Consider the following 25,907-nt stretch of genomic DNA (forward strand, 5'->3'; position numbering starts at 1 on the left):
ATGTGGCGCACCACGTGGCGGAGCCTGCTCGCGCACAAGCTGCGGCTCGCGTTCTCCGGAATGGCCATCGTCCTGGGCGTCGCCTTCGTCAGCGGCACCATGATCTTCACCGACACCCTCGACCGCACCTTCACCGCGCTGTTCGAGAGCACGGCGGCAGACGTGAGCGTGCGCCCCGCAGCAGCGTTCGAAGCGGGCATCACCGGCCCCGGCGGAGGGATCGACCGACTGCCCCCGGGTCTGGTCGAGCAGGTTCGCGCCGTCGACGGCGTCGCCGCGGCCGGGGGCTACGTCCAGACCGAGGGCGTCTACGTCCTGGACGAGGACGGTGCGGTGCTCGACACCGGGGGCGCGCCCGGCGTCGGCGTCAGCTGGTTCGACCAGCGTGAGCTGTCACCGAGCGAGCTCGTCGACGGACGGGCACCCGCGGGAGACGACGAGGTGGCCCTCGACCGGGCCACCGCCGAGGACCTCGGCTACACCGTCGGCGATCGGGTCACCCTGCTCACCCCGGGACCACGGATGGAGGCCGAGGTCGTCGGAATCTTCACCTTCGGGGAGGACGGCGGCCTCGCCGGCGCGTCGCTGACCGCCTTCGAGCTGGCCACCGCCCAGGAGATGCTCGGGCTCGGGAACGACTTCACCGGCATCGACGTGCTCGTCGCCGACGGCGTCTCCGGCGACGAGGTACGGGACCGGATCGCGGCAGCCGTAGGTGGGAACTACGAGGTGACGACGGCGCAGGAGCAGGCCGACGAGCAGGCCGCGGCGCTGGAGGAGGGACTGTCCTTCATCACGGTGCTGCTCACCGCGTTCGCCGGTATCGCTCTGTTCGTGGGCTCCTTCATCATCCTCAACACCTTCTCGATGCTGGTGGCGCAGCGCACGCGGGAGCTGGCCCTCCTCCGGGCGCTGGGGGCCGGTCGCGGTCAGGTCACCCGGTCGGTGCTCGTCGAGGCGCTGGTCCTCGGTGTCCTCGGTTCGACGCTGGGCGTGCTGGGCGGGTTCGGCATCGCCACGGCGCTGCGTGCCCTGTTCTCGACGATCGGTCTGACCTTGGACGGCAGCCTCGTCCTCTCGGCGAGCACCATCACCTGGAGCTACGCCGTCGGGATCCTGGTCACGCTGATCGCGGCTTATGTGCCGGCCCGCCGGGCCGCGGCCACGCCGCCGGTCGCGGCGATGCGCGAGGACCACGTCACGGTGGAGCGCTCGCTGCGCAGGCGCACGTTCGCGGGCGCGGCGGCGACCGTGGCCGGTGTCGCCGGGCTCGGCGGGAGCGTCCTGGCCGATGGTGGGGCCGCCGCCCAGCTCGTCGGGGTCGGCGGGCTGTGCCTCGTCATGGCGGCCATCGTGCTGAGTCCCGTCCTGGCACGGCCGTTCGCCCGATCCGTGGGCGCGGTCCTTCCCCGCGTGTGGGGGACGACGGGCCACCTCGCCCGGCAGAACGCCGCACGCAACCCGCGGCGGACCGCGGCGACCGCGTCCGCGTTGATGGTCGGGCTGGCGCTGGTCACTGCGTTCAGCATCCTCGGCGCCTCGGCCAACGCCTCGGTCGACAAGCTGGTCGGAGCGGCGGTGCGCGCGGACTTCGTCGTCTCCACTGCGGTGGGGCAGCCCTTCACCCCCGAGGTCGCCGAACGGCTCAGGACGGTCGAGGGTGTGGACGCCGTGACCGCGGTGCGGTTCGGCTCGGCCCTGCTGGGCGGAGAGGAGACACTGGTCGCCGCAGTGGACGCACGCACGCTGGACCGGACGCTGGCACTCGACTACACCGCCGGGGGCGGCGCCGAGTTGGCCGCCGCAGGTCTGCTGGTCGACGAGTCGACGGCGAGCAGCTCGGGATGGGCGGTCGGTGACACGGTCGAGATGATGACGCCCACGGGCCAGGCCGCCCGGCTGACCGTCGGAGGGATCTTCGCCGTGAACCAGGCGGTGGGACCGGCGGTCGTGTCGCTGGAGACCTTCGTCGCCACCGGCGGCGCCGAGCTCGACCGGTACCTCTACCTCGACGTCGCCGAGGAAGCGCCCGCGCAGTCCGTGCGGTCGGCGATCGAGACCGCCATCGCTCCCTACCCGGTCGTCACCCTCAAGGACAGGGACGAGTTCGCCGGCGAGCAGAAGGGGCAGGTGGACCAGATCCTCATGCTCATCAACGCCCTGCTGGTGCTCTCGGTGCTGATCGCCGTGCTCGGGATCGTCAACACCCTGGCGATGTCGGTGCTCGAGCGGACCCGGGAGATCGGGTTGCTGCGGGCGGTGGGCATGACCCGCGGCCAGCTGCGCCGGACGGTGCGACTGGAGTCGGTGCTCATCTCGGTCTACGGTTCGTCGCTCGGACTGGCGCTGGGCGCCCTGCTGGGGATCGGCCTCACGAGGGCGCTGTCGGACCAGGGCATCACCGAGCTGGTGGTCCCGGGCGGACGTCTGGTGCTCTTCCTGGCCCTCGGGGCACTGATCGGCGTCCTCGCCGCGGTCTGGCCGGCGCGGCGGGCGGCACGGATGAAGGTGCTCGACGCCATCGCCACCGCCTGACGGCGGTGGACGGAGGGGCGCCCCGCAGCCGCGGCGCCCCTCCGGTCGTGCGTCAGCCGGACACCGGGACGCGGACGACGACGCGCGTCCCACGGCCGGGCGCGCTGTGCACGTGGAGGGTGCCGCCGCACAGCAGCGCCCGCTCGCGCATCGTCCGCTGCCCGTGACCGCCGACCCGGCCCACCGCCGGATCGAAGCCACAGCCGTCATCGGTGACCGTGAGGACGAGCTCCTTTCCACGCACGTCCAGGGACAGGGCCGCAGCCGACGCATCCGCGTGCTTCACGCAGTTGTGCAGCGCCTCCCCCGCGATGCGCACCAGGTGCTCGCTCGTCCCAGCGGCGACCGGCGGCACCGCATCGGTCGTCCGCACGTCGACCGGCAGGCCGTCCCGCGTCGTACAGGTCCCTGCCAGCTCCCGCAGCGCGACGGCCAGGTCCTCCGCCGACGCCTCCTCGCGCATGCCGGTGACCATGGCCCGCAGTTGGGAGATGGCCTGCTGCGACAACGCCTCCAGGTCACGCGCGGCTTCTTCGACGACCTCCGGCGCACCGGCGCGCAGCGCGCGCCGGACCGCCTGCGCGCGGGCGTGCACGGAGAAGAGTGCCGCGCTGACCGAGTCGTGCAGGTCCCGCCCGAGCCGGTGCCGCTCGAGTTCGGCGGCGTGCGCGATGGCCTGCTCGCGGAGCCGCTCCTCGGCCAGCGCCACCGACGCATGCGCCCCCAGGGCCGACCAGGCGGTCAGCTCTCCCTTCGTGGCTGCCGTCACCGTGCGAGGCAGCAGCAGGACCAGGCATCCGACGACCATCCCGCCCCGGTGCAGCGGGACCTTGACCGATCCCTCCCAGTCGAGGTCGTCCGTCAGTTCCGTGATGACGGCGGTGGACGCAGACGCCGCCAGCCGGGTCCTCCCGTCGGACAGCAGCATCAGCCGTCCGGCGGTGAGGAACTCGCCAGCGGGCAGATCGGCCAGCCGCAGGTCGGCGTCCGACACCGCCTCGCGCAGTTCTTCGGGCAGCCCCGCGCCCGCCAGCAGCGCGAGCCGCCCGTCGGGGCACTCGACCAGCACCAGGCACGCCACCGCGCGAGACCGCGCCACCGCCTCCTCGGCGAGGCTGCCGAGGACGTCCCGGACCGACCCGCCCTCGGCGATGCGGGCGGCCGCGGCACCGAGGACGACCGCGTCCTGATCGGTGCGCGCGAGGCCGAAGGTCGGGTGGAAGATGGCTGGGGCCAGTTCCTTGCCGTCGGCGTGCAGCACCGATCCCGACCAGGTGATCCCCACCTCGCTGCCGTCCGGACGGACGACGGTGTTGGCGTAGAAGCCGGTGTCGCCCTCGCGCTGGTCGTGCTCGAGCGCGAGCAGGTAGGCACGTTCGTGCTCCGCGAAGGACAGCAGGTAGTCCTCCCCCTGGAGCTCGGAGAACGGCCGGCCGACGAGCCGGCAGCCGGTGGGGTTCAGGTACACCCAGCTGTGGTCGTCGCCGGTCACGCAGACGCCGTAGCCGGAGGTCTCCAGCATCTCCACCAGGGCGTCCAGGCCCAGACCGCGCAGGACGGCGGCGCTGTCGGACGCCGGCCGGGCGTCGTCAGCGCTCCGCGGTCGCGGCAGTGGGGCGTCGTCAGCAGGACCGACGAGCTCGCCGGGGTCCGGCCGCTGCCCGTCAGCCTGCGCAACCGTGCTCTCGCGGCTCGCCACGGCTGGAGAGGCTAGCGACCGAGAAGCGACTGCGGCGCCCGGATCGCCGCGCCGGCGCTCCTCCGCGGGGAGGAGGACCTGCGGCGGACCGGTCCTGGAGAAGGAGGGGCCCGGCTGCCAGTTGTCCTAACGTGACCGCGTGCAGCGACTGGCCGCCGCGGTCTCGGGTTTCACCGGGCGACATGCCGCCCGGCTCGACGCGGCTCTCGGCGTGCTGGTGGCCGTGCTCGGCGTCCTGTCGCTCTGGCTGACGCCGGACACGGTGGCTTTCGACTACCGTGACCTCGACGCGCTGGGCGCGGGGCTGACGGCGCTGGCGGGCGCCGCGGTCGCTGTGCGGGGCCGGTGGCCGATCCCGGCGGTGGTGCTGGCGTCCGCGGCTGCCCTGGCCCCCCTGCACCTCGGCTACCCGCAGAGCGTGGCGACGTACGCACCGCTCCTCGTGCTCTACACCGTCGCCGCGCGACGACCGGTGTCGGTGAGCGCACCGGCCGCCGTCTGCGTCTACCTGCTGGTGGGTTGGCTTCTGGTCGCCGGCCCGGTGGAGCCCACGGTCACCGACTGGGTCAACAACACCTTCATGATCATCGCTGTCTGGGCTGTCGGCTGGTCGGTTCGCAGCCGCCGCGCCGAGAACGCCGGGCGGGAGGAACGCAACCGCGCCCTGTTCCAGGCGCGAGAGGCCCGCGCACGAGCGGTCGAGGTCGACGAGCGGGCCACCATCGCCCGGGAGATGCACGACCTCGTGACCCACGGCATCACCGCCCTGACCGTGCAGACCACTGCTGCCCGCCGTCTGCTGCGCGGCGATCCCGACACGGCCGACCAACTGCTGGCCGAGGCCGAACGCGCGGGACACGAGGCGGTCGCCGAGATGCGGCGGATCCTGGCAGTCCTGCGGCCGGCCGACGACGTCGCCGACCTGCGTCCCCAACCCGGGCTCGGGGACCTCGACGCGCTGGTCGACGAGGCCCGCGCCGAAGGAGTGGACGTCGAGCTCGTCCACCACGGCACACCGGTCCAGGTGGACCCGGGGGTGGCTCTGACCGCCTACCGGGTCGTCCAGGAGGCGCTGCGCAACATCCGCCGGCACGCCGGCCGGGCCGCCGCCCGCATCACCCTCGACTGGAGCGACGGCAGCGTGTCCCTGAGGGTGACCGACGACGGCCGGGGAGCCCTCACCCGGTTGGCCGACTCACCGCCCGACGGCCACGGCCTCGCCTCGCTCCGCGAACGGGTCCACGCCTACGGCGGAGCGCTCGCCGCCGGCCCGGTCCCCGGCGGCGGCTTCACCGTGACCGCCAGCCTCCCCCTCGATCGGAGCCCGTCATGACGATCCGCGTGCTGCTCGTGGACGACCAGCCGCTCCTGCGGACGGGCTTCCGCCTGATTCTCCAGACCGAGCCCGACCTCGAGGTCGTCGGAGAGGCCGCCGACGGCGAGGTCGCCCTCGCCCAGGTCCGGGCACTGCAGCCCGACGTCGTCCTCATGGACATCCGGATGCCGCGCATGGACGGCGTCGAGGCCACCCGCCGGCTGAGCGGGCTGGACTCGCCGCCGCGCGTGCTGGTGCTGACCACCTACGACCTCGACGAGTACGTCGTCGAGTCGCTGCGGGCAGGCGCGTCGGGGTTCCTGCTCAAGGATGCCCCCGCCGACGACCTCGTCGACGCGGTCCGCGTCGTCCACCGGGGCGACGCCGTCATCGCACCGCAGGTCACCCGTCGGCTGCTCGACCGCTTCGCCCGGCACCTCCCCATCTCCACCGCCGCGACGTCGATGCCCTCGCTGCCCCAGCTCACCGACCGCGAGCACCAGGTCCTGCTGCTGGTCGCGCGCGGCCTCTCCAACGCCGAGATCGCCGCCGAACTGCTCCTCAGCGAGACGACGGTGAAGACCCACGTCAGCAACCTGCTCATGAAGCTGGGGCTGCGCGACCGGGTGCAGGCCGTCGTCCTCGCCTACGAGCGCGGCCTCGTCACGCCGTCGGGGTCGTGAGGACGAGAACGCCCTCGCACCTCCTCCTCCTGGAGGAGCGCAGGACGAGACCGGCGGATGACGCCTCGCCCCGCTCCCGTCCCTAGCGTCGAGGACGAGCGGGGCAGGTGGCCCCGGCCCGAACACCGGAGGCCCTGATGACCTCGATCCACGTGTCCGCCGACGCGCTCACCGTCCGCCTTCCCCTGGCGAGCAGGATCGCCGGCCTGCTGCGCGACCAGGTCGTTCCGCGCTCGGCCATCATCAGCGCCGACGTCGTGACCGACGGGTTGGCTGCCGCCCGCGGCGTGCGCGCGCCGGGCCTCGCCATCCCCGGCCGGCGCAAGATCGGCACCTGGCGCGGCCGCGGCGCTCGACGCTTCGTCGACGTCCGCCGGGGCCAGCCGACCCTGCGCCTGCGCCTGCAGGGCCACCGCTACGACGAGCTCCTCATCGGCCACGACGACGCCGCCGCGCTGGCCGCGCGGCTGACCCCCCGCCGCTGACCTGGGCATGCGGAGGAGGTCCACCGATGGGACCACTGACCGAGAAGGAGATCCGCCGCTCGTACGTCAACCCCCCGGGCAGCGAGGCGCCGGCCATGACGTTGCCGCCGGGTTGTGCCGGATCGGGCTCTCGGCGGGACCGGCTCAGGCGTCGCGGAGGAACACGGCCACTGCGGTCTGCCACGTCCGGTCGATGTCCGCGCCTGGCGGGAAGCGCCCAGCGAGTTCCAGGTCCACCAGTCCGTGAGCCAGCGCCCACAGTGCTCTGGCGACGTGCTCGTCACCCCCTGCTGCGGAGAGGAGCGGCGCGGCGGCCGCCGCCTCGACGCCGGCGCCGAGCTCACCCCGTCGCAGAGGGCGGCGTGTGGCCAGCTCGTACAGCCGCGGGTGTGCCAGGGCCCAGGACCGGTACGCCAGCGCCAGGTCGGGGATCTGCGGGCCGGCCACGCTGAGCGCCTCGCCCATGCTGCGCAGGGCGCGCTCCTGCAGGCCCGCCTCGATGTCGTCCTTGCCGCGCACGTGCTTGTAGAGGGAGGGCGCCTGGATGCCCAGTTCGGCGGCCAGCCGCCGCATGGTCACGCTGTCGGGGCCCTCGGCGACGAGCAGGGCTTCGGCCACCGCCAGGATCTCGTTCCGCCGACTCATGACCGTTGGAAGCCTGATCCGCTGCGCAGCCCGTAGCCGGCGGCTCGATCGAAGGCGACGTGAGCCAGCCATGCCGCGCCGGCCACCAGGGCACCGGATTCCCCGGTCGTCCCCAGCCACAAGCCCCCGAGCGCCGTCAGCGCCAGGGGCCCGGCCAGGTGATGGGTCGCGTTGTAGGCGAGGACGGCGCGCGGATGCAGTTGGCCTGGCCGCAGCCCGCGCCCACCGCCGGCCAGGAGGGGGAGGTCCGGTGCCAGCGCGAAGACCCACAACTGCCAGGAGAACCCGTCGACGGCGACGACCGAGCCGGCCACGGCCAGCCCCAGGAACAGGTAGGCGGCGCGATCCGCCGCGATGGCCCGCCGGCGGACGTGGCCGCTCGCAGTCATCGGACACCACCCGCGGACGAAGGCCGACTGGCGAGCTCCTCCGCACGGTCGCGCAGCGCGTCGTTCATCGCCGCGAAGCCCGCCTCGGTGCGCCGCAGCGCTGCGCCCATCACCGGCACCAGCAGCCCGCGGAAGACCTCGCTGTGCGTGAACTCGGTGCCGCCGCCCGGACGCGGCCTCACGGCGAAGGAGTGGGCGCCGTCGAAGATCCCGGGTAGCCCGACGCGCCCCAGCCACGCCAGGTCGCGCCCCGGCACCACCGTGGTGACTACGGGCCGGAAGGTCATGCCCTTGCCCCCCGGAGGGGTGATGCGGACCCGCAACCGCTGGCCCGGCTCCAATGCCCCGAGGACCTCGGGGATGAACGGGTTCCACGCAGCGTAGGCCGCCGTGTCGATGAGTACGTCCCAGACCACGGTCGGGGTCGCGTCGATGGCCGTGGTCACGCTCAGCTGTCGCATTGATACCTCCTCCGATGGATGGCTAACGCTGTTATCCGAATGATGGCTAACCATGTTAGCCAGTGTCAAGGGGGACGTCGGCCGAGCCGCACGACCACCGGTCAGGCCGCGAGGTGGGGGCGCAGGCGCCGGCCTCGCACAGCTCGGGCAGCGCTGGTCGACCGGCACACTCACGGGGCGCACGGCGACTTCAGCGGGGGGCGAGCCCCGTGCGGTACGCGTAGGCGACGGCCTGGGCGCGGTCGCGGGCGCCGGTCTTGGCGAAGATGTGGTTGACGTGGGTCTTCACGGTGGCCTCGCTGAGGACGAGTCGTGCGGCGATCTCGGCGTTGGACAGGCCCTGGGCGATGAGGCCGAGGACCTCTGCCTCGCGCTGGGTGAGGCCGTCGGGTGTGGACCGGATGGCCGGCGTCCCAACGCCAGGCTTCCCCCCGCCGAGGCTCTCGACGACCCGTAGCTGGGCGGCGGTGTCCAGGACCATCTGCCCGGAAGCCACCGCCGCGATGGCCCGGGCGATCTCGTCGGCGCCCGCGTCCTTGGTCAGGTAGCCGCGCGCGCCTGCGCGGAGGGCGCCCACCACGGACTCGTCGTCGGCATAGGTGGTCAGCGCCAGGACGGCTACGGCCGGGCGCTCGGCATGGAGGCGTCGGGTGGCCTCGATGCCGTCCATCCGAGGCATGCGCAGGTCCATCAGGATGACGTCGGGGGAGAGCCGGCCCACGGCGTGGAGCGCCTGTTCGCCGTCCTCGGCGCTGCCGACCACCTCGATGCCGGGGAGCAGGCCCAGGAGCACCGCCAGCCCGTCGCGCACCACCCGCTGGTCGTCGACGACGAGGACGCGAACGGTCACGAGGCCACCGGGACGGCGAGCTCGACGCGGAACCCCTCGTCGCCGTGCCCGGCGCGGAACTGTCCACCCAGGAGGTCCGCCCGTTCCGCGATGCCGGTGAGGCCGTACCCGGTCGGAGCGGACGCGGGCTCCCCCGCCGGCGCCCCGCCGCGGTCCTGGACGACGGCGACCACCGCGGTGCCGGCCCATCGGATGGTGACCTCGGCCGTGGCGTCTGGCGCGTGCTTGCGGACGTTGCTCAGCCCTTCTTGCACGGTGCGGTACACCGCGAGCCGTGCGTCGGGGGCCAGCGGGACGGGGTCCCCGCTGACCGTCAGGGTGCAGCTGCCGCCGGATCGGCGGTGTTCCTCGACCAGTTGAGGCACCAGTTCGGGGCCGGGGAGCTCGTCGCCCCGCAGCGTGGCGACGGCCCTCCGGGCCTCGGAGAGACCGGCCCGGGCCAGCTGGTGGGCGTCGTCCAGCGCCGTGACGACCTCGGGAGCCGCAGAACCGGCCCGGGCCAGCAGGCGGGCACCTTCGAGGTGGACGGTCAAGCCGGAGAGCGTGTGGGCGAGCACGTCGTGCATCTCCCGGGCCAGCCGGGAGCGCTCCGCCAGCGCCGCGGCCACCCGCTCGGCGTCCCGGGTGACCTCCAGCTCCTGGCGCTGCTCGTGCTCGCGGCGCAGCAGCCACCCCATGAGGAAGAAGAACGCCGCGCCGCCATCGGTGACCAGGACGAACAACGCGGGAGACTCTGCGCTGTGGACCTGTTCGAGGTTGAACAGGAGCGCCGCGGCGACCGCGGCCGCTGCCGCCTCGCGAACCGGCAGGCGGAGCGGCGCGAACGCCGTGATCAGGAAGAGTGCCACCACCGGCCCGTCGGGGTCGGCGTTGCGGACGGCCGTGGCGGCGACCGCCATCGCGACCAGCAGGAGGATCACGGCGCGGCGCGGCGCGTGCGCCCACAGCAGGAACAGCCCGGCGGCCACCGCGTACGCCGCGGTGGCCGTGGTGACCTGGGCCGCCGGACCGCTGACGCCGAAGCCGACGGCGCCGGCGGCGTTGGCCACGACCACCAAGGCGACGACGGCGAAGCCGACCGAGGTCAGCAACCTGGTACGAACCTGCACCCGACGACAGTGCCAGGTCCGCCGTCTCTGCGGGATCCACCTCCGGGTGGATCCCGAGCCTGTCGGGTGGAGATCGCAGGCTCCACCCGGACGCCGACGACGGGCAGCCGCGGCCCCGGCCAGGCTCCTGCCATCCCGTTCGAGAAGGAGCCGACATGGTCCTCAGCGCACTACAGGGCGCCAACCTGGCCGCCCGCTTCGCCCTGGAGCTCAGCGCACTGGGCGCGCTGGCGTACTGGGGTCTGCAGTCTTCCGCCTCATCCGGCATCCGGGTGCTGGCCGGGCTCGGCGCGCCGCTGGTCGCCGCCGTGGTGTGGGGCCTGTTCGCCTCGCCACGGGCCACCGTGCAGGTCCCGGCGCCCGCGCAGCTGGCCGTCCAACTGGCCGTGTTCGGGGTGGCCGTCGCTGCCCTCATCGCTACGGGCAGGCCGCAGCTGGCCGGGGCGCTCGGCGTCGCCGCTGCCGCCAACGCGGCGCTGATGGCCTGGTGGGAGCAGTGAGGTCCCCTGCCGCGATCGGACGCTGGGCGGCAGCCGCGTCGGTCACCTACGTCCTGGCCTGGGTCATCGGCCTCCTCGCAGCCCCTGCTCCTCCCGCCGGGGCCTCGCCTGTCGAGGTGCACGAACAGATCGCCGACCACCGGCTCGGCGCGCTCGTCCAGTCGCTGCTGGTGCACGGAGCGGCCGGTGCCGCCCTGGCGGTGCTGACCGTCGGTCTGGTCCGGCTGGCCGCCCATCCGATCGGCGGCCGCGGTCCTGTCCTCATCGCGGGTGGGGCCGCGGCGGTGTCGTCCTGGGCACAGGCCGCACTGTTCGTCGTGCTCGTCGCGGGGCTCGACGGCGGCGGCCCCGAACGGAGCTCGGCGCTGCGGGAGGCCATCGACCGGGTGGACGGCGTGAAGCTGATCGCGCTGGCCGTCTTCACCGTCGCCGCGACCGTTCTGGCGCGGCGAGCTCGGCTCGGCCAGCGGTGGCTGGTCGTCGCGGCATGGGCGCTCGCGCCGCTGCTCCTGGCCGGCGCGATCTCCTTCGTCGTCGCGTCGCCGCTCCTGACGGCGACGCTCTACGCCAGCCTGCCGATGCTGCTCCTCGTCGTGGGCGGCACCGGGATCGCCGCGTGGCGGCGATCCCGGTGCCGAACGGAACGCCCGCCGACGTCGGATCGATCGACCGATGGCGGTCAGGCGTCCCGTCGACTGCCCTGGCCGGGGCCCGCCCGATTCCGGCGACCGAGTCGCCCATGACGCACGGCCCGGCGCCGCCCGCCGCCTCGAAGCCGTTCTGGACCGGCTCGGCGTGCGAAACGTCGTGCCGGCACCCGTGCTGACCGGGGCGTATGCGCGAAGCAGGCGCCCACCGACCGGGTACTGGTCAGGGCGCAGCGGGCGGGCCACCATGGCGCGGTGGCACACCCACCGGTCCGCACGGCGCTGCCGTGGCTGGTCCCCGTCGGCGCGGCAGCCGCGGTGGTGGCTGCCTTCGTGCTGCACGCTCAGGTCTCGGCCGTGCGGGCCGACGTGGCCGAGATCTACCTGGCCGACGTCTGGGCCTCGCTGCTTTATCCCGTCGTCGGAGCCTGGTTCCTGTCCCGGGGCGGCGCGCGGCCCGTGGGGGCCCTCCTGCTGCTGGCCGGCTGCCTGTCGCTGGCCGCACTGGGCACGGGGCTGGCCGACCTCGACGCGCTCGACGGGGCACTGGGCCCCGTGGGCACACTCTCCGCCTGGATCACGGCCTGGGCGTGGACGCCGTACCTGCTGCTGCCCACGGTGCTTCCGTTGGTCTACCCGGGTGGCCGGCCGTCCTCAGCCGCGGCGCGCGCGGTCGCCATGGCGGCCCTCGTGCTCACCGGGCTGATCACCCTCGGCTCCGCCATCGCACCGGGCCCGGTCAACGAGGCCACCGACGTCGGCAACCCGCTGGGGATCGCGTCGCTGCCACTGATCGGCGAAGTCGGCGGCGCCCTGATCGCGGTCGTGGTACTGGTCCTGGCCCCGCTCACCGTGGTGGTGCTGGCGGTCGAGCGCGTGCGCCGGCCCCGCCCCGGCGGTACGGCCGCCCTCGTCGGCAGCGCGGCCTTCGTCCTTGCCACGTTCGCGTTCGGGCAGCTGAGCTACCCGTGGCCCGACGTCGCCACCGCGGCCGGGCTGTCGGTCCTTCCGCTGGCGATCGTGGTGGACACGCAAGCGCACTCGGTGCGCGAGGCGGAGCGGGCCGAGCAACGACGGATGCGGGCCGCCCGCGAGGAGGAACGGCGACGGATCCGGCAGGAGCTGCACGACGGGGTGGCACCCGAGCTGGCCGGCCTGAGTCTCCAGCTCGAGGGACTGACCGCCGAGGTGGACGACGCACAGCAGGCGGCGCTCGCGCAGGCCGGGCGCCGGCTGCGGGAGTCGGCCGTGGAGGTCCGCCGAATCGTCGACGGCCTGGGCCCGAGTGCGGTCGACCAGCTCGGCCTGGTGGGCGCCCTGCGCGTACACGCCGACCGGGTGGCCGGGGGCGGTGCGGTCGTGCGGGCCGGCGACCTGCCGGACCTCCCGGCGGGCACGGAGGTCACCGCCTACCGCATCGGGTGCGAGGCGCTGACCAACGCCGTCCGTCACGCCGGCGCCGCCCGGATCGAGGTGGACCTGCGAGCCGACGCCGGGTCACTGCGGCTGACGGTGACCGACGACGGCGTCGGTGGGGTCGAACAGCGCCCCGGCGGTCTGGGGCTGCATGGCATGGTCTCCCGGGCAGAGGAGTCGGGTGGTAGCTGCCACGTCCGGGCGCGGGACGGCGGTGGCACCGTCGTGGTGGCCGAGCTGCCGCTCTCCCCCGGAGAGGAACGGCCCGGATGACCCGGGTCCTGGTGGTCGACGACCACCCGACGTTCCGCGACGGCGTCCGGGCGGTGCTGTCGAGGGCCCCCGGCATCGAGATCGCCGGGGAGTGCGGCAGCGGTGAGGAGCTGCTCGAGCAGTGCGCCGCCGACCCGCCCGACGTGGTGGTGCTGGACCTCCTCATGCCGGGTATGGGCGGGCTGGAGGCAGCGCGCCGGCTGTCCGTCCGGCACCCGGACGTCGCGGTGCTGGTGGTGACGATGAGCGATGCGGACGAATCCGTCTACGCCGCGCTCCGCGCCGGGGCCGCCGGCTACGTGCTCAAGGAAGCGCCGGGCACCCAGATCGTCGACGCCGTCCGGCTGGTGGCCGAGGGACAGGCGGTGTTCGGCGCGCCCGTGGCTCGCCGCATCTCGGCGTTCTTCGCCGGGTCCGCGGCGCCGCCGCGGCCGTTCCCGGAGCTGACCGACCGGGAGCGGCAGGTGCTGGAACTCCTGGCCCGCGGTCTGGACAACGGCGAGATCGCCGAGCGGCTGTCGGTCTCCCGCAAGACCGTGCGCAACGTCGTCTCGACCGTGCTCGGCAAGCTCCAGGTGGCCACCCGCGCCGAGGCGGTCGCGCGCGGCCGTGATGCCGGGCTCGGCAGCCCGCCGGTCTGACGCCGCCGTCCGCGAAGTTCCCGACCTCGTCGGGACCTCGGCCCCTGCCGACCGGGACGGTCACGGCGGTGTGCTCCGGGAGTCCGTCTCACGCCCCCCGGGAGTCCCGTCATGCCCACCCAGGTCCCCATGCGCCGAACGGCGCGCTGCCGGTGCTGGCCCGCCGACCGGCACCGTCCGCGCTCCCCCGCCGCCTGGCCGCAGACGGCGTCGCAGCCACCGGTGTGCTCGCCGTCCGCGCCGCGAGGCTGTACCCGGTGCGGACCAGCGACGGGCCGGCGAGGGGAAGCCGCCCTCCGGCACAGCGCAGCCTGGCCGTGACGCCCGCGGAGGTCGTGGTGACGGCGGAGGACGGCGCGGCACCGCTGGTGGTCCGCAACGACGACTGGCTGCACGCACGGTCCTGCGACATCGACACGACTTCCTCACGTCCACCCCGGCCACCCCGGCCACCGAGGGCAGCGTCGTCGTCCGCCGCGGCGCCTGACGCGACCCCATCCTGAGAGGAGAACGCTCGTGAACGTCCGCATCGAGGACCGGGCCGGAGGTGTCGCCGCCGCGGCGGCCATCGGCGCCGTGGGGGCCTGGCTGGCCAAGGCGGTCGTCATCGCGGCGTCCGGCGGCCTCGGTCGCAGCGCCCTGGAAGGTCCGCTGTTCCTGACCGGGCTCCTGCTGCTCGTGCTGGCCTTCATCGCCGGCGGGGTGTCCGTCGCCGGTGGTGGGCCGGCGCGCCGGGCGCTCACTGGCGCCGTCGCGGCGGTGGTCGGCATAGCGCTTGCCCTGCTGATCGAGACGGGGGTCGACGCCGTGCTGCCGGAGTCCTCCGGCTGGGTGGCGGAGGAGGCGGGGCTCTGGGCGGTCAGCCTGCTCACCGCGGCGGTGCTCGGTGGCCGGTGGCTGCGGCGGAGGAACGCGGTGCCCGTCTAGTGCGTCGGTCGGTCACCACTCCGCTGCTGGACGTCCGCAGTCCGGTGGACCTGTCATGGCTTCACACCGGTGGGCTGGAGCCGCCGACTACGCCCCTGCCCGAACGGGCTGGTCGAGGCCTCGACACCAGACGTCTCCGGTGTCACCGGCAAGGCCCCGCTCGACGCGCGTACCGCCCACACGCCACTCCAGGCATCCCCGCTGTTCCGCCATGCCTCGATGAGCACGGAACCCGAACCCCTATCCATGCCTCCACGGGGATTGCGAGGGCGACCTGGGGTACCGGAGCCGAGGCAGAGCAACGCCCACAGGCCAATGCACTGGGAGATGAGAGCGGATGACCGCCAGCACGGGAGAACAGGACGTCATCGACATCCTGACCACGGACCACCAGGAGGTACTGGCCCTCGTCAGCCAGATCCCGGCCGCCGATGCTGGACAACGGCGGGACATGATCGACACGGTCATCGCCGAGCTGATGCGCCACTCGATCGCCGAGGAGATGTACGTCTATCCGGCGATGCGTGAGCACCTCGCCGACGGGGACAGCCACGTCCAGCACGACATCCAGGAGCACCAGGAACTCGAGGAGGTCATGAAGGAGCTCGAGGGCGTCGACACCGCCGACCCGCGGTTCCTGGAGACGCTCGCACGCCTCGAGGCGGTGCTGCGGGACCATGTCTCTGACGAGGAGAGCGAGCAGTTCCCCATGCTCCGTGCACAGTTGCCCCGCGAGCAGCTGGTCAAGATCGGCAGCAAGGTGGAGGCGGCGAAGAAGGCTGCGCCCACCCGTCCACATCCCGCGGCACCGCACAGCGAGCTCTTCCACAAGCTCGTCGGCCCGGGTGTCGGCATGGTCGACCGGCTCAGGGACAAGCTGACCGGCCGGCAGAACAGCGCCTGATCCGCACAGCGCAGCCGGTCGAAGGCGCAGCCAGCGGCCTGGTGGTCCGGGACCACCAGGCCGTTGCTGTCCGGGCGCCGTCCAGCGAAGCGCCCGGGGATGGCGAACGGGGCGACGTAGATCAGCGGCGAGGCCTTCTGCCGGTGGTGGCTGCCGTCAACGCTCCTCGAGAACCGCCTTGAGGAACGTACGGGTGCGCTCGTGGTCCGGGTCGTTGAAGATCTTCTCGGGCGGCCCGTCCTCGACGATGACCCCGGAGTCGAACATCATCACGCGGTGGGAGACGTCGCGGGCGAACTGCATCTCGTGGGTGACGATCAGCATGGTGATGTCCGTGGTCTGGGCGATGTCGCGCAGCACGTTGAGGACGTCGACGACGAGTTCCGGGTCCAGCGCGGACGTCACCTCGTCCAGCAACAGAACCTCAGGTTCCATCGCCAGCGCTCGGGCGATGGCGACCCGCTGCTGCTGGCCACCGGAGAGCTGGGTCGGGTGCGCATCGGCTCGGTCGGCCAGACCGACCTTGCCCAGCAACTCCTCACCGCGCGCCCGCGCCTCGGCCTTGCTCAGCCCGAGCACGGACACCGGTGCTTCCATGATGTTCTCGATGACCGTCATGTTCGGGAACAGGTTGAACTGCTGGAAGACCATCCCGATCCGCTGACGGGCCTTGCGGAGGTACTTCTCGGACGCCGGGACCAACCGGTCTCCCTTGCGCTCGTGGGTGAGCGGCTCCCCCTTGACCCAGATGACGCCCTCGGTCACCTCCTCGAGGGTCATCAGCAGGCGCAGGATCGTCGTCTTCCCGGAGCCCGAGGGACCGATGAGGGTGACCCGCTCCCCCGGTGCCACGGTGAAGTTCATGCCGTCGAGCACGGTGTTGTCGCCGAAACGTTTGACGACGTCCTGGAAGCGGATCATCGCATCCGGCTCCCCCGGGCGGACCGACGCTGCTGTCTCAGTAGCCAAGGTGGGTCTCCAACCTTCTCAGCACGACCGACGTCGGGTAGCTCGCCGCCAGGAAGATCAGGCCGGCGATGGTGATCGGCTCGATGTAGCGGTACTGCTGCGCCGCGAGCTGGTTGGCGACCGTGACCATCTCCAGCACGCCGATGACGATCAGGAACGGCGTCTCCTTGAACAGGGCGATGATCTGGTTGCCGGTGGCAGGCAGCACCCGACGGACCACCTGCGGCAGGACCACCGCCCGCCATGTCCGTTGCGGCGGCAGGGACAGCGCGACGCACGCCTCCCACTGACCCTTGGGCACCGCGTCGATGCCCGCCCGGTAGACCTCCGACATGTAGCAGGCGTAGTGGACGCCCAGCACGATGATGCCGGTCATCAGGGCGCTGATCCGGATCCCGGTGGCCGGCAGCGCGTAGTACACGAAGAACAGCTGGATCGGGATCGGCGTGCTGCGGACGAACTCGACCAGTCCGTACACCGGCCAGGAGATGCCCCGGATCCGCGACCGCCGGCCCAGTGCGAGCACGAGCCCCAGGACGACGGCGATCAGCGACGCAGCCGCAGTGATCCCCAGGGTCAGCCGCAGGAACGCGGTCACCAGCTCGGGGAGGACGTCGAACGCGTACTCCCAGTCCCACAGTGACCTCTCGTTCACGTGTGGGCCACCGCCTGCGGATCGGCGGTCACCGTCACGGCTCTGGGCCCTCTGCCCACCTTGGCCGCCGCGCGGTTCTCCCAGAACCGCATACCGGCGAGCAGCAGCTGGGCAAGGACGAAGTACACGACGAGCGCGATCCCGAAGGCCGGGAGGCTGCCGAGCTCGAACCGCAGCTGATTGACCTCGAAGGTCAGGTCGGTGATGCCGACGATGAACAGCAGCGACGAGCTCTTCAGGATCTGCACCAGCAGGTTGCCGAACGGCGGGATCATCTCGGGGATCGCTTGAGGCATCAGGACGCGCCGCATCCGCTGGACCCGTCCCATGCCCAGGGCGACGGTGGCCTCCCACTGCGCCTTGGGCACCGACGTGACGGCCCCGCGGACGATCTCGGATCCGTAGGCACCGAAGTTGAGCGCGAAGGCCAGCGTGGCCGCCGCCATGGCCTCGAAGCGCAGGCCCAGTTGGGGCAGCACGAAGAAGATCCACAGCAACTGCACGACCAGCGACGTGCCGCGGAAGAACTCGACGACGGCCCGGGTCACGCCACGGACGACCGTCGACCGGGACATGGCCAGCAGGCCGAACACGAACGAGACGACCAGCGCGGACACCGCAGCGAGCAATGTGTAGAGGATCGTGATGCCGACCCCCCGGAGGAACAGGGGGCCGGCATCGATCAGCTCCTGCAGCAAGGGCTCAGCCCTGGCAGAGCTCTTCGGCGGTCAGCCCCGGATCCGGGCGTTCGGCCTCGGTGAAGCCGTACGGCTCCACCAGCTCGAGCCACATGTCGCTCTCGATCAGCTCTGCCAGCTCGGCGTTGAAGGCCTCCCGCAGCTCGTCGTCGCCCTGGCGGAACACCGCCGCGCCGGCGCCGATCTGCTCCTCGCCGTCCACGACGGGGATGAAGGCCTCGGCGACCTCGACGCCCGCGTCGTTCTCGGCGAGCGCCCGCAGGGAGATGGCCGTCAGGGCGAAGGCGTCGGCACGGCCGGACTTGACCGCGTCCAGGCCCGACTGCTGGTCGGGGACGATCTGCAGCCGGTCGTCGGGGATGCCGTTGGCACGGGCCTGCTCCACCTCGACCGCACCGTTCATCACCGCCAGCACGGCGTCGCTGTTGGCGACGGACTGGTAGTCGGTGAGGCCCATCGGGTTGCCGGTGGGGACCAGCATGGCCGTCGTGGCCACGTACACGGGGTTGCTGAACGCGGCCTGCTCGCAGCGCTCCGGGGTGATGAACATCCCGGCGGTGACCACGTCGACCCGCTCGGAGTTCAGCGCCTGGATCAGCGAGCCGAACTCGAACAGGTTCGGTTCGAGCTCGATACCGCCGATCTGGTCGAAGATGTAGCCGTGGACGGCGGGTGACTGCCCCACGAGCTCCCCGTCCTCGCGGTAGGCGTAGGGACGCTCGTTGGCGAATCCCACCTGGACGACGCCTTCATCGGTGATCCGGTCCAGCGTGCTGCCGCCGCCCGTCGCCGCCCCCGTACCCGGCTCGGTGCTGGAGCAGGCGGTGACCAGGCCGACCGCAAGGACGACACTTCCGGCGCCCAGCTTCCGTCGCTTCGATCCACGCGGCGCCCGGCTCAAGTGATAGCTCACGTCTTCCCCTCATCTTCGATTCCAAAGGTCATCGAAAAAGAGCCGCGCCGCTAGGCCGACCGTGGTTCATCGTGGGCCGAACGCGGCTTGCGGCCGCAGTCACGAGGCAAAACGCTATGAAGACCGACGAGAGGTGTCAAACCCACCGCCGGAGCGCAGGGTGCTCGCCGCCCCCTCCCCACGGGCCTGCACGTCGACGCCAGCGTCCTGCCCGAGTCGCTCCGCGCTGCGTTCGGTGGGACCCGAGCGTCTGCGGACGGCGGCAGACGTATGCATTGCACGACCAACACCGCGTGCTGCATCGACGATCGCGCTGTCGTCCGCCACATCCGCGCCGTTAGCCCATCAGGACCGGACCACCGGGTAAGGGGGAGTCATGCCGCAGCCAGTGTTGAAGTCAGTGCGTGACCAGGTCGTCGTCGTGATGGGCGCCTCGAGCGGGATCGGTCGTGCGGCCGCCACCAGGTTCGCCGCGGAGGGCGCGAAGGTCGTCGTCGCCGCCCGGGGAGAGGCCGGCTTGCGGTCGCTGGTCGAACAGATCCGGGCCGACGGCGGAGACGCTGTCGCCGAGGTAGCCGACGTGACCGACCCCGCGCAGATGCGACGCGTGGCCCAGCGCGCGGTGACGGAGTACGGCCGGCTGGACACCTGGGTGCACGCCGCTGGGGTCCTGCTGGTCGCCCCGTTCGAGGAGACGACGCCGGAGGAGTTCCAGCGCGTCATCGACGTGAACCTCATGGGCCAGGTCCACGGTGCCATGGCGGCTCTTCCGCACCTGAGGCAGCACGGCGGAGCGCTCATCCACATCTCCTCGATGGGTGCCAAGCGCGGTGTACCCCTGCAAACGGCCTACTGCGCGTCCAAGCACGGCATCGACGGCTTCGTCGAGACGCTGCGGATGGAGGTCCAGCGCGAGGAGCTCCCGGTCAGCGTCACCAACGTCATGCCGGCGACCATCAACACCCCGCTGTTCGACCAGGCGCGCACGAAGATCGGGGTGAAACCGGTCGCGCCCCCGCCCGTCTACCAGCCGGACGTGGTGGTGGACGCCCTCCTGTACGCCGCCGAGCACCCTGTCCGGGACCTCGTCGTCGGCGGGGCGGCGAAGGCGCTCATCCTCGGGGAGAAGCTCGCGCCCCGGCTGCTGGACGCCCTGCTGGTCCGCTTCGGTTTCGAGGCGCACGACACCGGGGTGCCGAAGTCGGCCGACGCGCCGGACAACCTCTTCGCTCCGCTGGACGCCCACGACACCGCCCGCGACGGGTTCGACGAGAGCGCCTGGCCGCGCAGCCTCTACACGTCCCTGCAGCGACAGCCGCTCGTCCGACACATCCCCCTGGCCGGCGAGGCGCTCGCCGTGGCCGGTTTCGTGCTCAAGCCGCTGCTCCGGTGACCGGCGCGGCCGTGCGGCGTGAGCGCAGAGCCTGCCGCTCACCGGTGCGCGGCAGCCCGCGCGGCCTCGGTCACGAGGCCGAGAATCCGGTCGGGGACGTCGGCGATGCTGCTGTGACCGGCGACGGGTAGCAGCCGGAACCGGGCGCCTGGCACCAGGGCCGCCAACCACGCCGACTGGCTGGCGGCGAGGACGTCGTGGGTGCCCTGCGCGATGATCACCGGGCAGTCGACCGCGCGGTAGTCCAGCGTCGCCTCGGGCAGGACGGCGTACCGCAGCAGCCGCCAGAAGTCCTCCGTCGTCGCGAACTCGCGGACCAGCGCCGCTGCCTCGTCGGCCGGCGTGCGCCATCCCCGCGCCCGCAGGAAGCCGAGCACGGCCGTGCGGGGGACGGCGAAGCGCAGCAGCGGGCCGGCGACCGGTGCCAGGGCGCCGGTCATCAGTCGTGCGCTCACGAGCATGGCCGCCTGGTACGCCCGCACCGGCGGTGTCACCGGCCCGGTCGGGGCGATGGCGACCACGGACGCTGCGCGGTGGCGTCGAGCCAGCTCCAGGGCGATGCGGCCGCCGAGGGAGACGCCCAGCACCTGCGGCACGGCAACGCCTTGCCTGTCGAGCTCCCGCTCCACGGCGTCGGTCAGCGCCCCGACGTCGGGCCGCAGAGGCGCGGGCAGGGCGGGAGATCCGCCCTGGCCAGGCAGGTCGAGCGCCAGCACCTCGTACCGCCGGGCCAGCGCCGGCAGCACCGCGCCGAACTCGCCGATGTGACTGGCGAGGCCGGGGAGGAGCACCAGGGTCGGTCCGGTCCCCTCCCGGTGCGTGTTCAGTCTCGGTAGCTCTGCCGCCCGGTGCACCCGGCACATTCAACGCGCCGCGCCGAAGGTGATCGCCGTCACCCCGCGTCGGGGCCGGACAGTGCGTCCGTCGTTCCCCTGCTCGGCCTCCCGCGTCGCGTCGCGGCCGCCGGCGCCGCTGCCGGGCCACCGCCTCCCCCCCCGGGCACGTCCGGCTGCGATGCTCGAGCCGACGGCCCGGCCGGTGTACCTGTCGCCCCGACGGGTAAGCGCGCCGGACGAGGGTGGCGCAGGAGGACGACGGCCGCCCGCCGCACCTCACGAGTGGACCTGATGACCGGCAACGCCACACACCGATTCAGCAACACCGCGATCCTCACCGTGCAGACGGTGGACGCGTCCCAGGTCGTCACGTCGGCCTCGTTCGACGAACGGCTGGGTGACACCTACCAGCGCGTCGGGCTGCGCCCCGGGCTGCTGCAGCGGCTCGCGGGCATCGAGGAGCGCCGCTGGTGGGCCGACGGCGTCTCGTTCGTCGACGGCGCGGCCACCGCGGGCGCCAAGGCGATCAGCGAGAGCGGGGTCGACCCGGCGCACATCGGCCTGATGGTGAACACGTCGGTCAGCCGCAAGCACCTCGAGCCGTCCACGGCCGTCGCGGTGCACGACGCCCTCGGGCTGCCGAGCTCCTGCCAGAACTTCGACGTGACCAACGCCTGCCTGGGCTTCGTCAACGGCATGGAGCTGGCCGCGGCGATGATCGACAGCGGGATGGTGGACTACGCGCTGATCGTCAACGGTGAGGACGCACGGCCCGTGCAGGAGCGCACGATCGACCTGCTCAACCGGCCGGACACGGTGGCCAAGGACGTGATGGGGCACTTCGCGACCCTCACGCTCGGCTCCGGCGCCGTGGCCATGGTGCTCGGTCGGGCCGATCGGCACCCCGAGGGACACCGGCTGGTCGGGTCGGTCAGCCGGGCCGGCACCGAGCACCACCAGCTGTGCACCGGCGACAACGACGGGATGCAGACCGACCTCAAGGGGCTCCTCGCCGCCGGCCTCGAACTGTCCGGCGAGCTGTGGGCGGACGCCGCGGCCGAGTTCGACTGGGCACGGGGAATGGACCGCTACGTCATCCACCAGGTCTCCAAGGTGCACACCGGGGCCCTGTGCGACCGGTTCGGCATCGACCGGGCGCTGGTGCCGACGACCTTCCCGACCCGCGGCAACCTCGGCCCCGCGTCGGTGCCGTTCACGCTGGCGGGGCAGGCCGACACCCTGGCCGACGGCCACCGCGTGCTGCTGATGGGGATCGGCTCGGGCCTCAACGCCTGCTGCCTGGAGATCGCCTGGTGACAGCGGGCGCGACGGTCCAGCTGCCGGGCCTGGACCCGTCCTGGTCGCGGTGGGTCGCCGCTCCCGGTGCGGACGGCGGCACGCACCTGTGGCACGTGCTCGACAACGGTGTGACCGACCCGGTCGGCACCTTGCTCTGCGTGCACGGCAACCCCACCTGGTCCTACCTGTGGCGCCGGATCGTCGGCGCCGCCCCGCCGGGGTGGCGTGTCCTCGCCCCCGACCAGCTGGGCATGGGCTGGTCCGAGCGGCCGGCCGCGCCGCGGACCCTGACCCAGCGGGTCACCGATCTCGGGGACCTCACCGCCGCGCTGGGCATCACCGGCCCGGTCGTCACGGTCGCCCACGACTGGGGCGGCATCATCTCCCTCGGCTGGGCGCTCCAGCACCGCCAGGACGTGCGCGGCGTGGTCCTCACCAACACCGCCGTGGCCATGCCGGAAGGCGACCTGGGGCCCGCGCTCATCCGGCTGGCGCACGCGCCGGGCCTGCGCACCGCCGTCACCGTCGGCAGCTCGGTGTTCGTCCGCGGGGCGACGGCGCTGTCGTCGCCGCCGCTGCCCCGGGAGATCCGCCGGGCCTACGCGCAGCCCTACCCATCGGCCGCGCGGCGCCGGGCCGTGGGCGAGTTCGTCGCCGACATCCCCTTCCGGCCGGGACACCCCTCCCGTCCGGCCCAGGAGGCCATCGCCGAGGGCATCCGCACGCTCGACGTTCCCACGCTCCTCCTGTGGGGCCCTCGCGACCCGGTCTTCGGGGAGAAGTACCTGACCGACCTGCGCGAGCGCCTTCCCCAGGCGGACGTGCACCGCTACGAGGGCGCCTCCCACCTCCTCCCCGAGGACGCGCCCCAGTACGCCCAGGCGGTGGCCACCTGGGTGACCGACACGTTCGCCACGCCGGACGCCACGGCGGCGGGCAGCCGCGGCACGTCGGCCGAGCCGGCCCGGCCCTGGGCGGCCCTGGCCGCCCGCTCGGACGACGACTCCCCGGCGGTCGTGCAGACCGGCGGGGGCTCGGTCACCTGGGCGCAGCTGGCCCGCCGGGTCGCCGACCTCGCCGCCGGCCTGGCGGCGGCCGGGGTCCGTCCGGGAGACCGGGTGGCGCTCCTGCTGGAACCATCGGCGGACCTGACGGCAGCGGTCTACGCCACCTGGCGCGCGGGCGCCGTCATCGTGGTCGCCGACAAGGGGCTCGGCTTGCGAGGCATGCGCCGCGCGCTCCGGGGAGCAGCGCCGGACCACGTCCTGGGCAGCGCCGCCGGCCTGGTCGCCGCACGGGCGATGGGGCTGGCCGGGACGCGCATCGTCGCGGGCCGATCGACGGCTGGACTCCGCCGGGTCCTCGACGCCGAGCACGACCTGACCTCGCTGGAGGCCCTCGGCCGGTCGTCGGCCGCGCCGGCGGAGGTCCCGACGGACTCCGACTGCGCGGTCGTCTTCACCTCGGGGGCAACCGGCCCCGCCAAGGGCGTGGTCTACACGCAACGACAGGTCGGCGCTCAGCTTGAGCTGGTCCGCACGGCCTACGGCCTCACCCCGGGCGACTCGCTGGTGGCCGCGTTCGCCCCCTTCTCCATCCTCGGGCCGGGGCTCGGGATTGCCTCGTCCGTCCCCGACATCGACGTCACGGCGCCCGGCACGCTCACCGCCGCGAAGCTGGCCGACGCGGCGGCCGCCGTGGACGCCACGGTCGTCTTCGCCGCGCCCGCTGCCCTGCGGCACGTCGCCGCCACCACCGCGCAGCTGACCGGGGAGCAGCGCTCGGCGTTGAGCCGGGTGCGGCTGCTCATGTCGGCCGGAGCCCCCGTGTCGACACCGCTCCTGCGCTCCCTCCGCGGGACGTTCCCGCAGGCCGAAGCGCACACGCCGTACGGCATGACCGAGGCGCTCCCGGTCACCGACGTCTCCCTGGACGACGTGGAGGCCGCCGGGCCGGGGAACGGCGTCTGCGTCGGCCGCCCGGTGCCCGGTGTCGAGGTCCGGATCAGCCCCCTCTCCCCGCTGGGGGCCGCCGACGGCCCGCTCACCGAAGCTCCCCACACTCCCGGCGAGGTCTGCGTGCGCGCCCCGCACGTGAAGGACCGCTACGACGCACTGTGGGCCACCGAGCGGGCGGCCACCCGCGAACCGGGATGGCACCGCACCGGGGACGTCGGGCGCCTGGACGGCGCGGGACGGCTCTGGATAGAGGGCCGGCTGGCGCACGTGATCAGCACATCGGACGGGCCGGTGACCCCGGTCGGCCCCGAGCAGCGCATCGAGCGCCTGGACGCCGTCTCCGCTGCGGCGGTCGTCGGCGTCGGCCCGGAAGGCGCGCAGGTGGTCGTCGCCGTCGTCGTGCCCAGCGACGGCGCCGGGCGACGGCGCCGTCGCCTCCGGGTGGGAGCTGGTGCCGAGCGGCTGACCGCGGCGCCGGTCGAGCTCGCCGACCGGGTCCGGGACGCGGCCGGTACCGGCCTCGCCGCCGTGCTCGAGACGAAGGCGCTCCCGGTCGACATCCGGCACCAGTCGAAGATCGACCGGACGGCACTGGCACGCCGGGCAACCCGAACTCTCTCCGGCACGCCGGTCCGGTGGGCGACCCGGAACGGCGAAAGGGCGTGAAGGTCCTGGTCACCGGCGCGAGCGGATTGCTCGGCCGGGTCACCGCCCAGCGCCTGCTCGCACGGGGCGACGAGGTCACGGTCCTCCAGCGCCGTCCCTCGGGCCTGCCCTGCTCCGAGGTGCTCGGGGACATCGCCGATCCCTCCGTGGTGGCACGGGCCGCCGTCGGGCAGGACGCCGTCGTCCACCTCGCCGCGAAGGTGGACGTGACCGGGAAGTGGGAGGAGTACGCGCGGACCAACATCCAGGGCACGAGGAACGTCGTCGCCGCCTGCTCCGCCGAGGGCGTCGAGCGGCTGGTGCACGTGTCGTCGCCCTCGGTCTCGCACGCCGGGTCACCCCTGTTCGGAGCGGGGGCAGATCCCGCCGATCCAGCCCGGGCGCGTGGCGCCTACTCGAAGTCCAAAGCGGTGGCCGAACAGGTTGCGCTCGCCGCGGACTCAGCTGCCCTTGCGGTGCTGGTCCTCCGCCCGCACCTGGTGTGGGGCCCCGGCGACGAGCAGCTCGTGGCGCGGATCATCGCGCGGGCCAGGAGCGGCCGCCTCCCGCTCATCGGTTCCGGCACGGCCCTGATCGACACCACGTACATCGACAACGCCGCTGCCGCCGTCCTGGCAGGGGTCGACGCGTGCGGGCCCGTCCACGGGGAAGCACTGGTGGTCTCCAACGGTGAACCCCGCACGGTGGACGAGATCCTGAGGCGGCTGTGCTCGGCAGCCGGCGTGCCCGGACCACGGGGTCGAGTCCCCACGCACGCAGCCTGGCTGGCCGGCGCCGTGGTGGAGAAGAGCTGGTCAGCTCTCGGCCGTCGGTCGACTCCTCCACTGACCCGGTTCCTCACCGAGCAGCTGACGACGGCGCACTGGTTCGACCAGCGGCGGACCCGGAGCGCGCTCGGCTGGCGGCCGGAGGTCGGCCTCGACGCCGGATTCGCCCAGCTGGCTGCCTGGTACGGCGGTTCGGGCACAGGGGCGGGCTCCCGGGTCGGGCACCGTCAGCCGCCTCACGGCGCCGGCCGTGGGGGTAGGTAGCGCGTCGCCC

Annotated in this window: 25 protein-coding genes; 14 read left to right on the forward strand and 11 right to left on the reverse strand. The window is 73.2% G+C overall.

The genetic code is table 11. The annotated features are described in order from the left end of the window. A complete protein-coding gene (locus ACI791_RS07130; protein WP_456585413.1) occupies positions 1-2,535 on the forward strand; it encodes an ABC transporter permease in 2,535 nt (844 codons plus the stop codon). A 52-nt stretch (positions 2,536-2,587) separates the two neighbouring features. Here ACI791_RS07130 and ACI791_RS07135 read toward each other — a convergent pair whose 3' ends face one another. Beyond that, complete coding sequence (locus ACI791_RS07135) at positions 2,588-4,234, reverse strand: histidine kinase (RefSeq protein WP_456585414.1); 1,647 nt, start codon at positions 4,232-4,234, stop codon at positions 2,588-2,590. 139 nt (positions 4,235-4,373) lie between these two features. Here ACI791_RS07135 and ACI791_RS07140 point away from each other — a divergent pair, with 139 nt between their 5' ends. From ACI791_RS07140 to ACI791_RS07150, 3 genes are all read left to right on the forward strand, one after another. After that, positions 4,374-5,567, forward strand: a complete 1,194-nt coding sequence (locus ACI791_RS07140) for a sensor histidine kinase (protein WP_456585415.1) — start codon at positions 4,374-4,376, stop codon at positions 5,565-5,567. After that, on the forward strand, positions 5,564-6,232 hold the full coding sequence (locus ACI791_RS07145) for a response regulator (protein WP_456585416.1): 669 nt from the start codon (positions 5,564-5,566) through the stop codon (positions 6,230-6,232). Before ACI791_RS07140 ends, ACI791_RS07145 begins: the two co-directional genes overlap by 4 nt. Before the next feature lie 137 nt (positions 6,233-6,369). Then, positions 6,370-6,717, forward strand: a complete 348-nt coding sequence (locus ACI791_RS07150) for a hypothetical protein (protein WP_456585417.1) — start codon at positions 6,370-6,372, stop codon at positions 6,715-6,717. 144 nt (positions 6,718-6,861) lie between these two features. On the opposite strand, the gene ACI791_RS07155 is transcribed toward ACI791_RS07150, so the two are convergent. The 5 genes from ACI791_RS07155 to ACI791_RS07175 form a co-directional block, all read right to left on the reverse strand. Then, positions 6,862-7,362, reverse strand: coding sequence for a TetR/AcrR family transcriptional regulator (locus tag ACI791_RS07155; protein WP_456585418.1), 501 nt, complete (start codon positions 7,360-7,362; stop codon positions 6,862-6,864). Continuing rightward, positions 7,359-7,751 carry a DUF4260 family protein gene (locus ACI791_RS07160; RefSeq protein ID WP_456585419.1) on the reverse strand — a complete coding sequence of 131 codons (393 nt, stop codon included), beginning with the start codon at positions 7,749-7,751 and terminating at the stop codon, positions 7,359-7,361. The genes ACI791_RS07155 and ACI791_RS07160 overlap by 4 nt, the downstream gene beginning before the upstream one ends. Further along, complete coding sequence (locus ACI791_RS07165; protein ID WP_456585420.1) at positions 7,748-8,212, reverse strand: SRPBCC family protein; 465 nt, start codon at positions 8,210-8,212, stop codon at positions 7,748-7,750. The genes ACI791_RS07160 and ACI791_RS07165 overlap by 4 nt, the downstream gene beginning before the upstream one ends. 190 nt (positions 8,213-8,402) lie before the next feature. Then, positions 8,403-9,062 (reverse strand): response regulator, encoded by a 660-nt coding sequence (locus tag ACI791_RS07170; protein ID WP_456585421.1) that lies wholly within the window; start codon positions 9,060-9,062, stop codon positions 8,403-8,405. Beyond that, complete coding sequence (locus ACI791_RS07175; protein ID WP_456585422.1) at positions 9,059-10,171, reverse strand: sensor histidine kinase; 1,113 nt, start codon at positions 10,169-10,171, stop codon at positions 9,059-9,061. The genes ACI791_RS07170 and ACI791_RS07175 overlap by 4 nt, the downstream gene beginning before the upstream one ends. 155 nt (positions 10,172-10,326) lie before the next feature. Here ACI791_RS07175 and ACI791_RS07180 point away from each other — a divergent pair, with 155 nt between their 5' ends. The 6 genes from ACI791_RS07180 to ACI791_RS07205 all read left to right on the forward strand — a co-directional run bounded on the left by ACI791_RS07180 (position 10,327) and on the right by ACI791_RS07205 (position 15,479). Continuing rightward, positions 10,327-10,671 carry a YrdB family protein gene (locus ACI791_RS07180; protein WP_456585423.1) on the forward strand — a complete coding sequence of 115 codons (345 nt, stop codon included), beginning with the start codon at positions 10,327-10,329 and terminating at the stop codon, positions 10,669-10,671. Further along, positions 10,668-11,414, forward strand: coding sequence for a hypothetical protein (locus tag ACI791_RS07185; protein WP_456585424.1), 747 nt, complete (start codon positions 10,668-10,670; stop codon positions 11,412-11,414). The genes ACI791_RS07180 and ACI791_RS07185 overlap by 4 nt, the downstream gene beginning before the upstream one ends. 159 nt (positions 11,415-11,573) lie before the next feature. Continuing rightward, complete coding sequence (locus ACI791_RS07190; RefSeq protein WP_456585425.1) at positions 11,574-13,007, forward strand: sensor histidine kinase; 1,434 nt, start codon at positions 11,574-11,576, stop codon at positions 13,005-13,007. Next, on the forward strand, positions 13,004-13,648 hold the full coding sequence (locus tag ACI791_RS07195) for a response regulator (protein ID WP_456585426.1): 645 nt from the start codon (positions 13,004-13,006) through the stop codon (positions 13,646-13,648). Before ACI791_RS07190 ends, ACI791_RS07195 begins: the two co-directional genes overlap by 4 nt. A gap of 516 nt (positions 13,649-14,164) precedes the next feature. Beyond that, positions 14,165-14,575 (forward strand): hypothetical protein, encoded by a 411-nt coding sequence (locus ACI791_RS07200; RefSeq protein ID WP_456585427.1) that lies wholly within the window; start codon positions 14,165-14,167, stop codon positions 14,573-14,575. 337 nt (positions 14,576-14,912) lie between these two features. After that, on the forward strand, positions 14,913-15,479 hold the full coding sequence (locus ACI791_RS07205) for a hemerythrin domain-containing protein (protein ID WP_456585428.1): 567 nt from the start codon (positions 14,913-14,915) through the stop codon (positions 15,477-15,479). 156 nt (positions 15,480-15,635) lie between these two features. Here the strand turns inward: ACI791_RS07205 and ehuA are convergent, their stop codons facing one another. The 4 genes from ehuA to ehuB are packed head-to-tail and all read right to left on the reverse strand — an operon-like array spanning position 15,636 to position 18,714. After that, complete coding sequence (gene ehuA, locus ACI791_RS07210; RefSeq protein WP_456585429.1) at positions 15,636-16,400, reverse strand: ectoine/hydroxyectoine ABC transporter ATP-binding protein EhuA; 765 nt, start codon at positions 16,398-16,400, stop codon at positions 15,636-15,638. Between the two features lie 37 nt (positions 16,401-16,437). Continuing rightward, the gene (gene ehuD / locus ACI791_RS07215) at positions 16,438-17,103 is read right to left on the reverse strand and encodes an ectoine/hydroxyectoine ABC transporter permease subunit EhuD (RefSeq protein WP_456585430.1); all 666 of its coding nucleotides are present in this window, start codon (positions 17,101-17,103) and stop codon (positions 16,438-16,440) included. Further along, positions 17,100-17,801, reverse strand: coding sequence for an ectoine/hydroxyectoine ABC transporter permease subunit EhuC (gene ehuC / locus ACI791_RS07220; RefSeq protein WP_347056904.1), 702 nt, complete (start codon positions 17,799-17,801; stop codon positions 17,100-17,102). The genes ehuD and ehuC overlap by 4 nt, the downstream gene beginning before the upstream one ends. Positions 17,802-17,805: 4 nt before the next feature. Then, positions 17,806-18,714 (reverse strand): ectoine/hydroxyectoine ABC transporter substrate-binding protein EhuB, encoded by a 909-nt coding sequence (ehuB, locus tag ACI791_RS07225; RefSeq protein ID WP_456585431.1) that lies wholly within the window; start codon positions 18,712-18,714, stop codon positions 17,806-17,808. 376 nt (positions 18,715-19,090) lie between these two features. On the opposite strand from ehuB, the gene ACI791_RS07230 reads away from it, so the two are divergent. Continuing rightward, positions 19,091-20,107 (forward strand): SDR family oxidoreductase, encoded by a 1,017-nt coding sequence (locus ACI791_RS07230; RefSeq protein WP_456585432.1) that lies wholly within the window; start codon positions 19,091-19,093, stop codon positions 20,105-20,107. A gap of 38 nt (positions 20,108-20,145) precedes the next feature. On the opposite strand, the gene ACI791_RS07235 is transcribed toward ACI791_RS07230, so the two are convergent. After that, the gene (locus ACI791_RS07235; protein WP_456585433.1) at positions 20,146-20,898 is read right to left on the reverse strand and encodes an alpha/beta fold hydrolase; all 753 of its coding nucleotides are present in this window, start codon (positions 20,896-20,898) and stop codon (positions 20,146-20,148) included. A 336-nt stretch (positions 20,899-21,234) separates the two neighbouring features. Between ACI791_RS07235 and ACI791_RS07240 the strand changes: the two genes are divergently transcribed. Genes ACI791_RS07240 through ACI791_RS07250 form a run of 3 tightly spaced genes read left to right on the forward strand, consistent with a single transcriptional unit; the run spans position 21,235 to position 25,897 of the window. Further along, positions 21,235-22,260, forward strand: a complete 1,026-nt coding sequence (locus tag ACI791_RS07240; protein ID WP_347056908.1) for a 3-oxoacyl-ACP synthase III — start codon at positions 21,235-21,237, stop codon at positions 22,258-22,260. Next, on the forward strand, positions 22,257-24,866 hold the full coding sequence (locus ACI791_RS07245; protein ID WP_456585434.1) for an alpha/beta fold hydrolase: 2,610 nt from the start codon (positions 22,257-22,259) through the stop codon (positions 24,864-24,866). The genes ACI791_RS07240 and ACI791_RS07245 overlap by 4 nt, the downstream gene beginning before the upstream one ends. After that, positions 24,863-25,897, forward strand: a complete 1,035-nt coding sequence (locus tag ACI791_RS07250) for an NAD-dependent epimerase/dehydratase family protein (protein ID WP_456585435.1) — start codon at positions 24,863-24,865, stop codon at positions 25,895-25,897. Before ACI791_RS07245 ends, ACI791_RS07250 begins: the two co-directional genes overlap by 4 nt. Positions 25,898-25,907: the final 10 nt, after the last annotated feature.

The sequence above is a fragment of the Blastococcus sp. SYSU DS0973 genome (assembly GCF_054051055.1).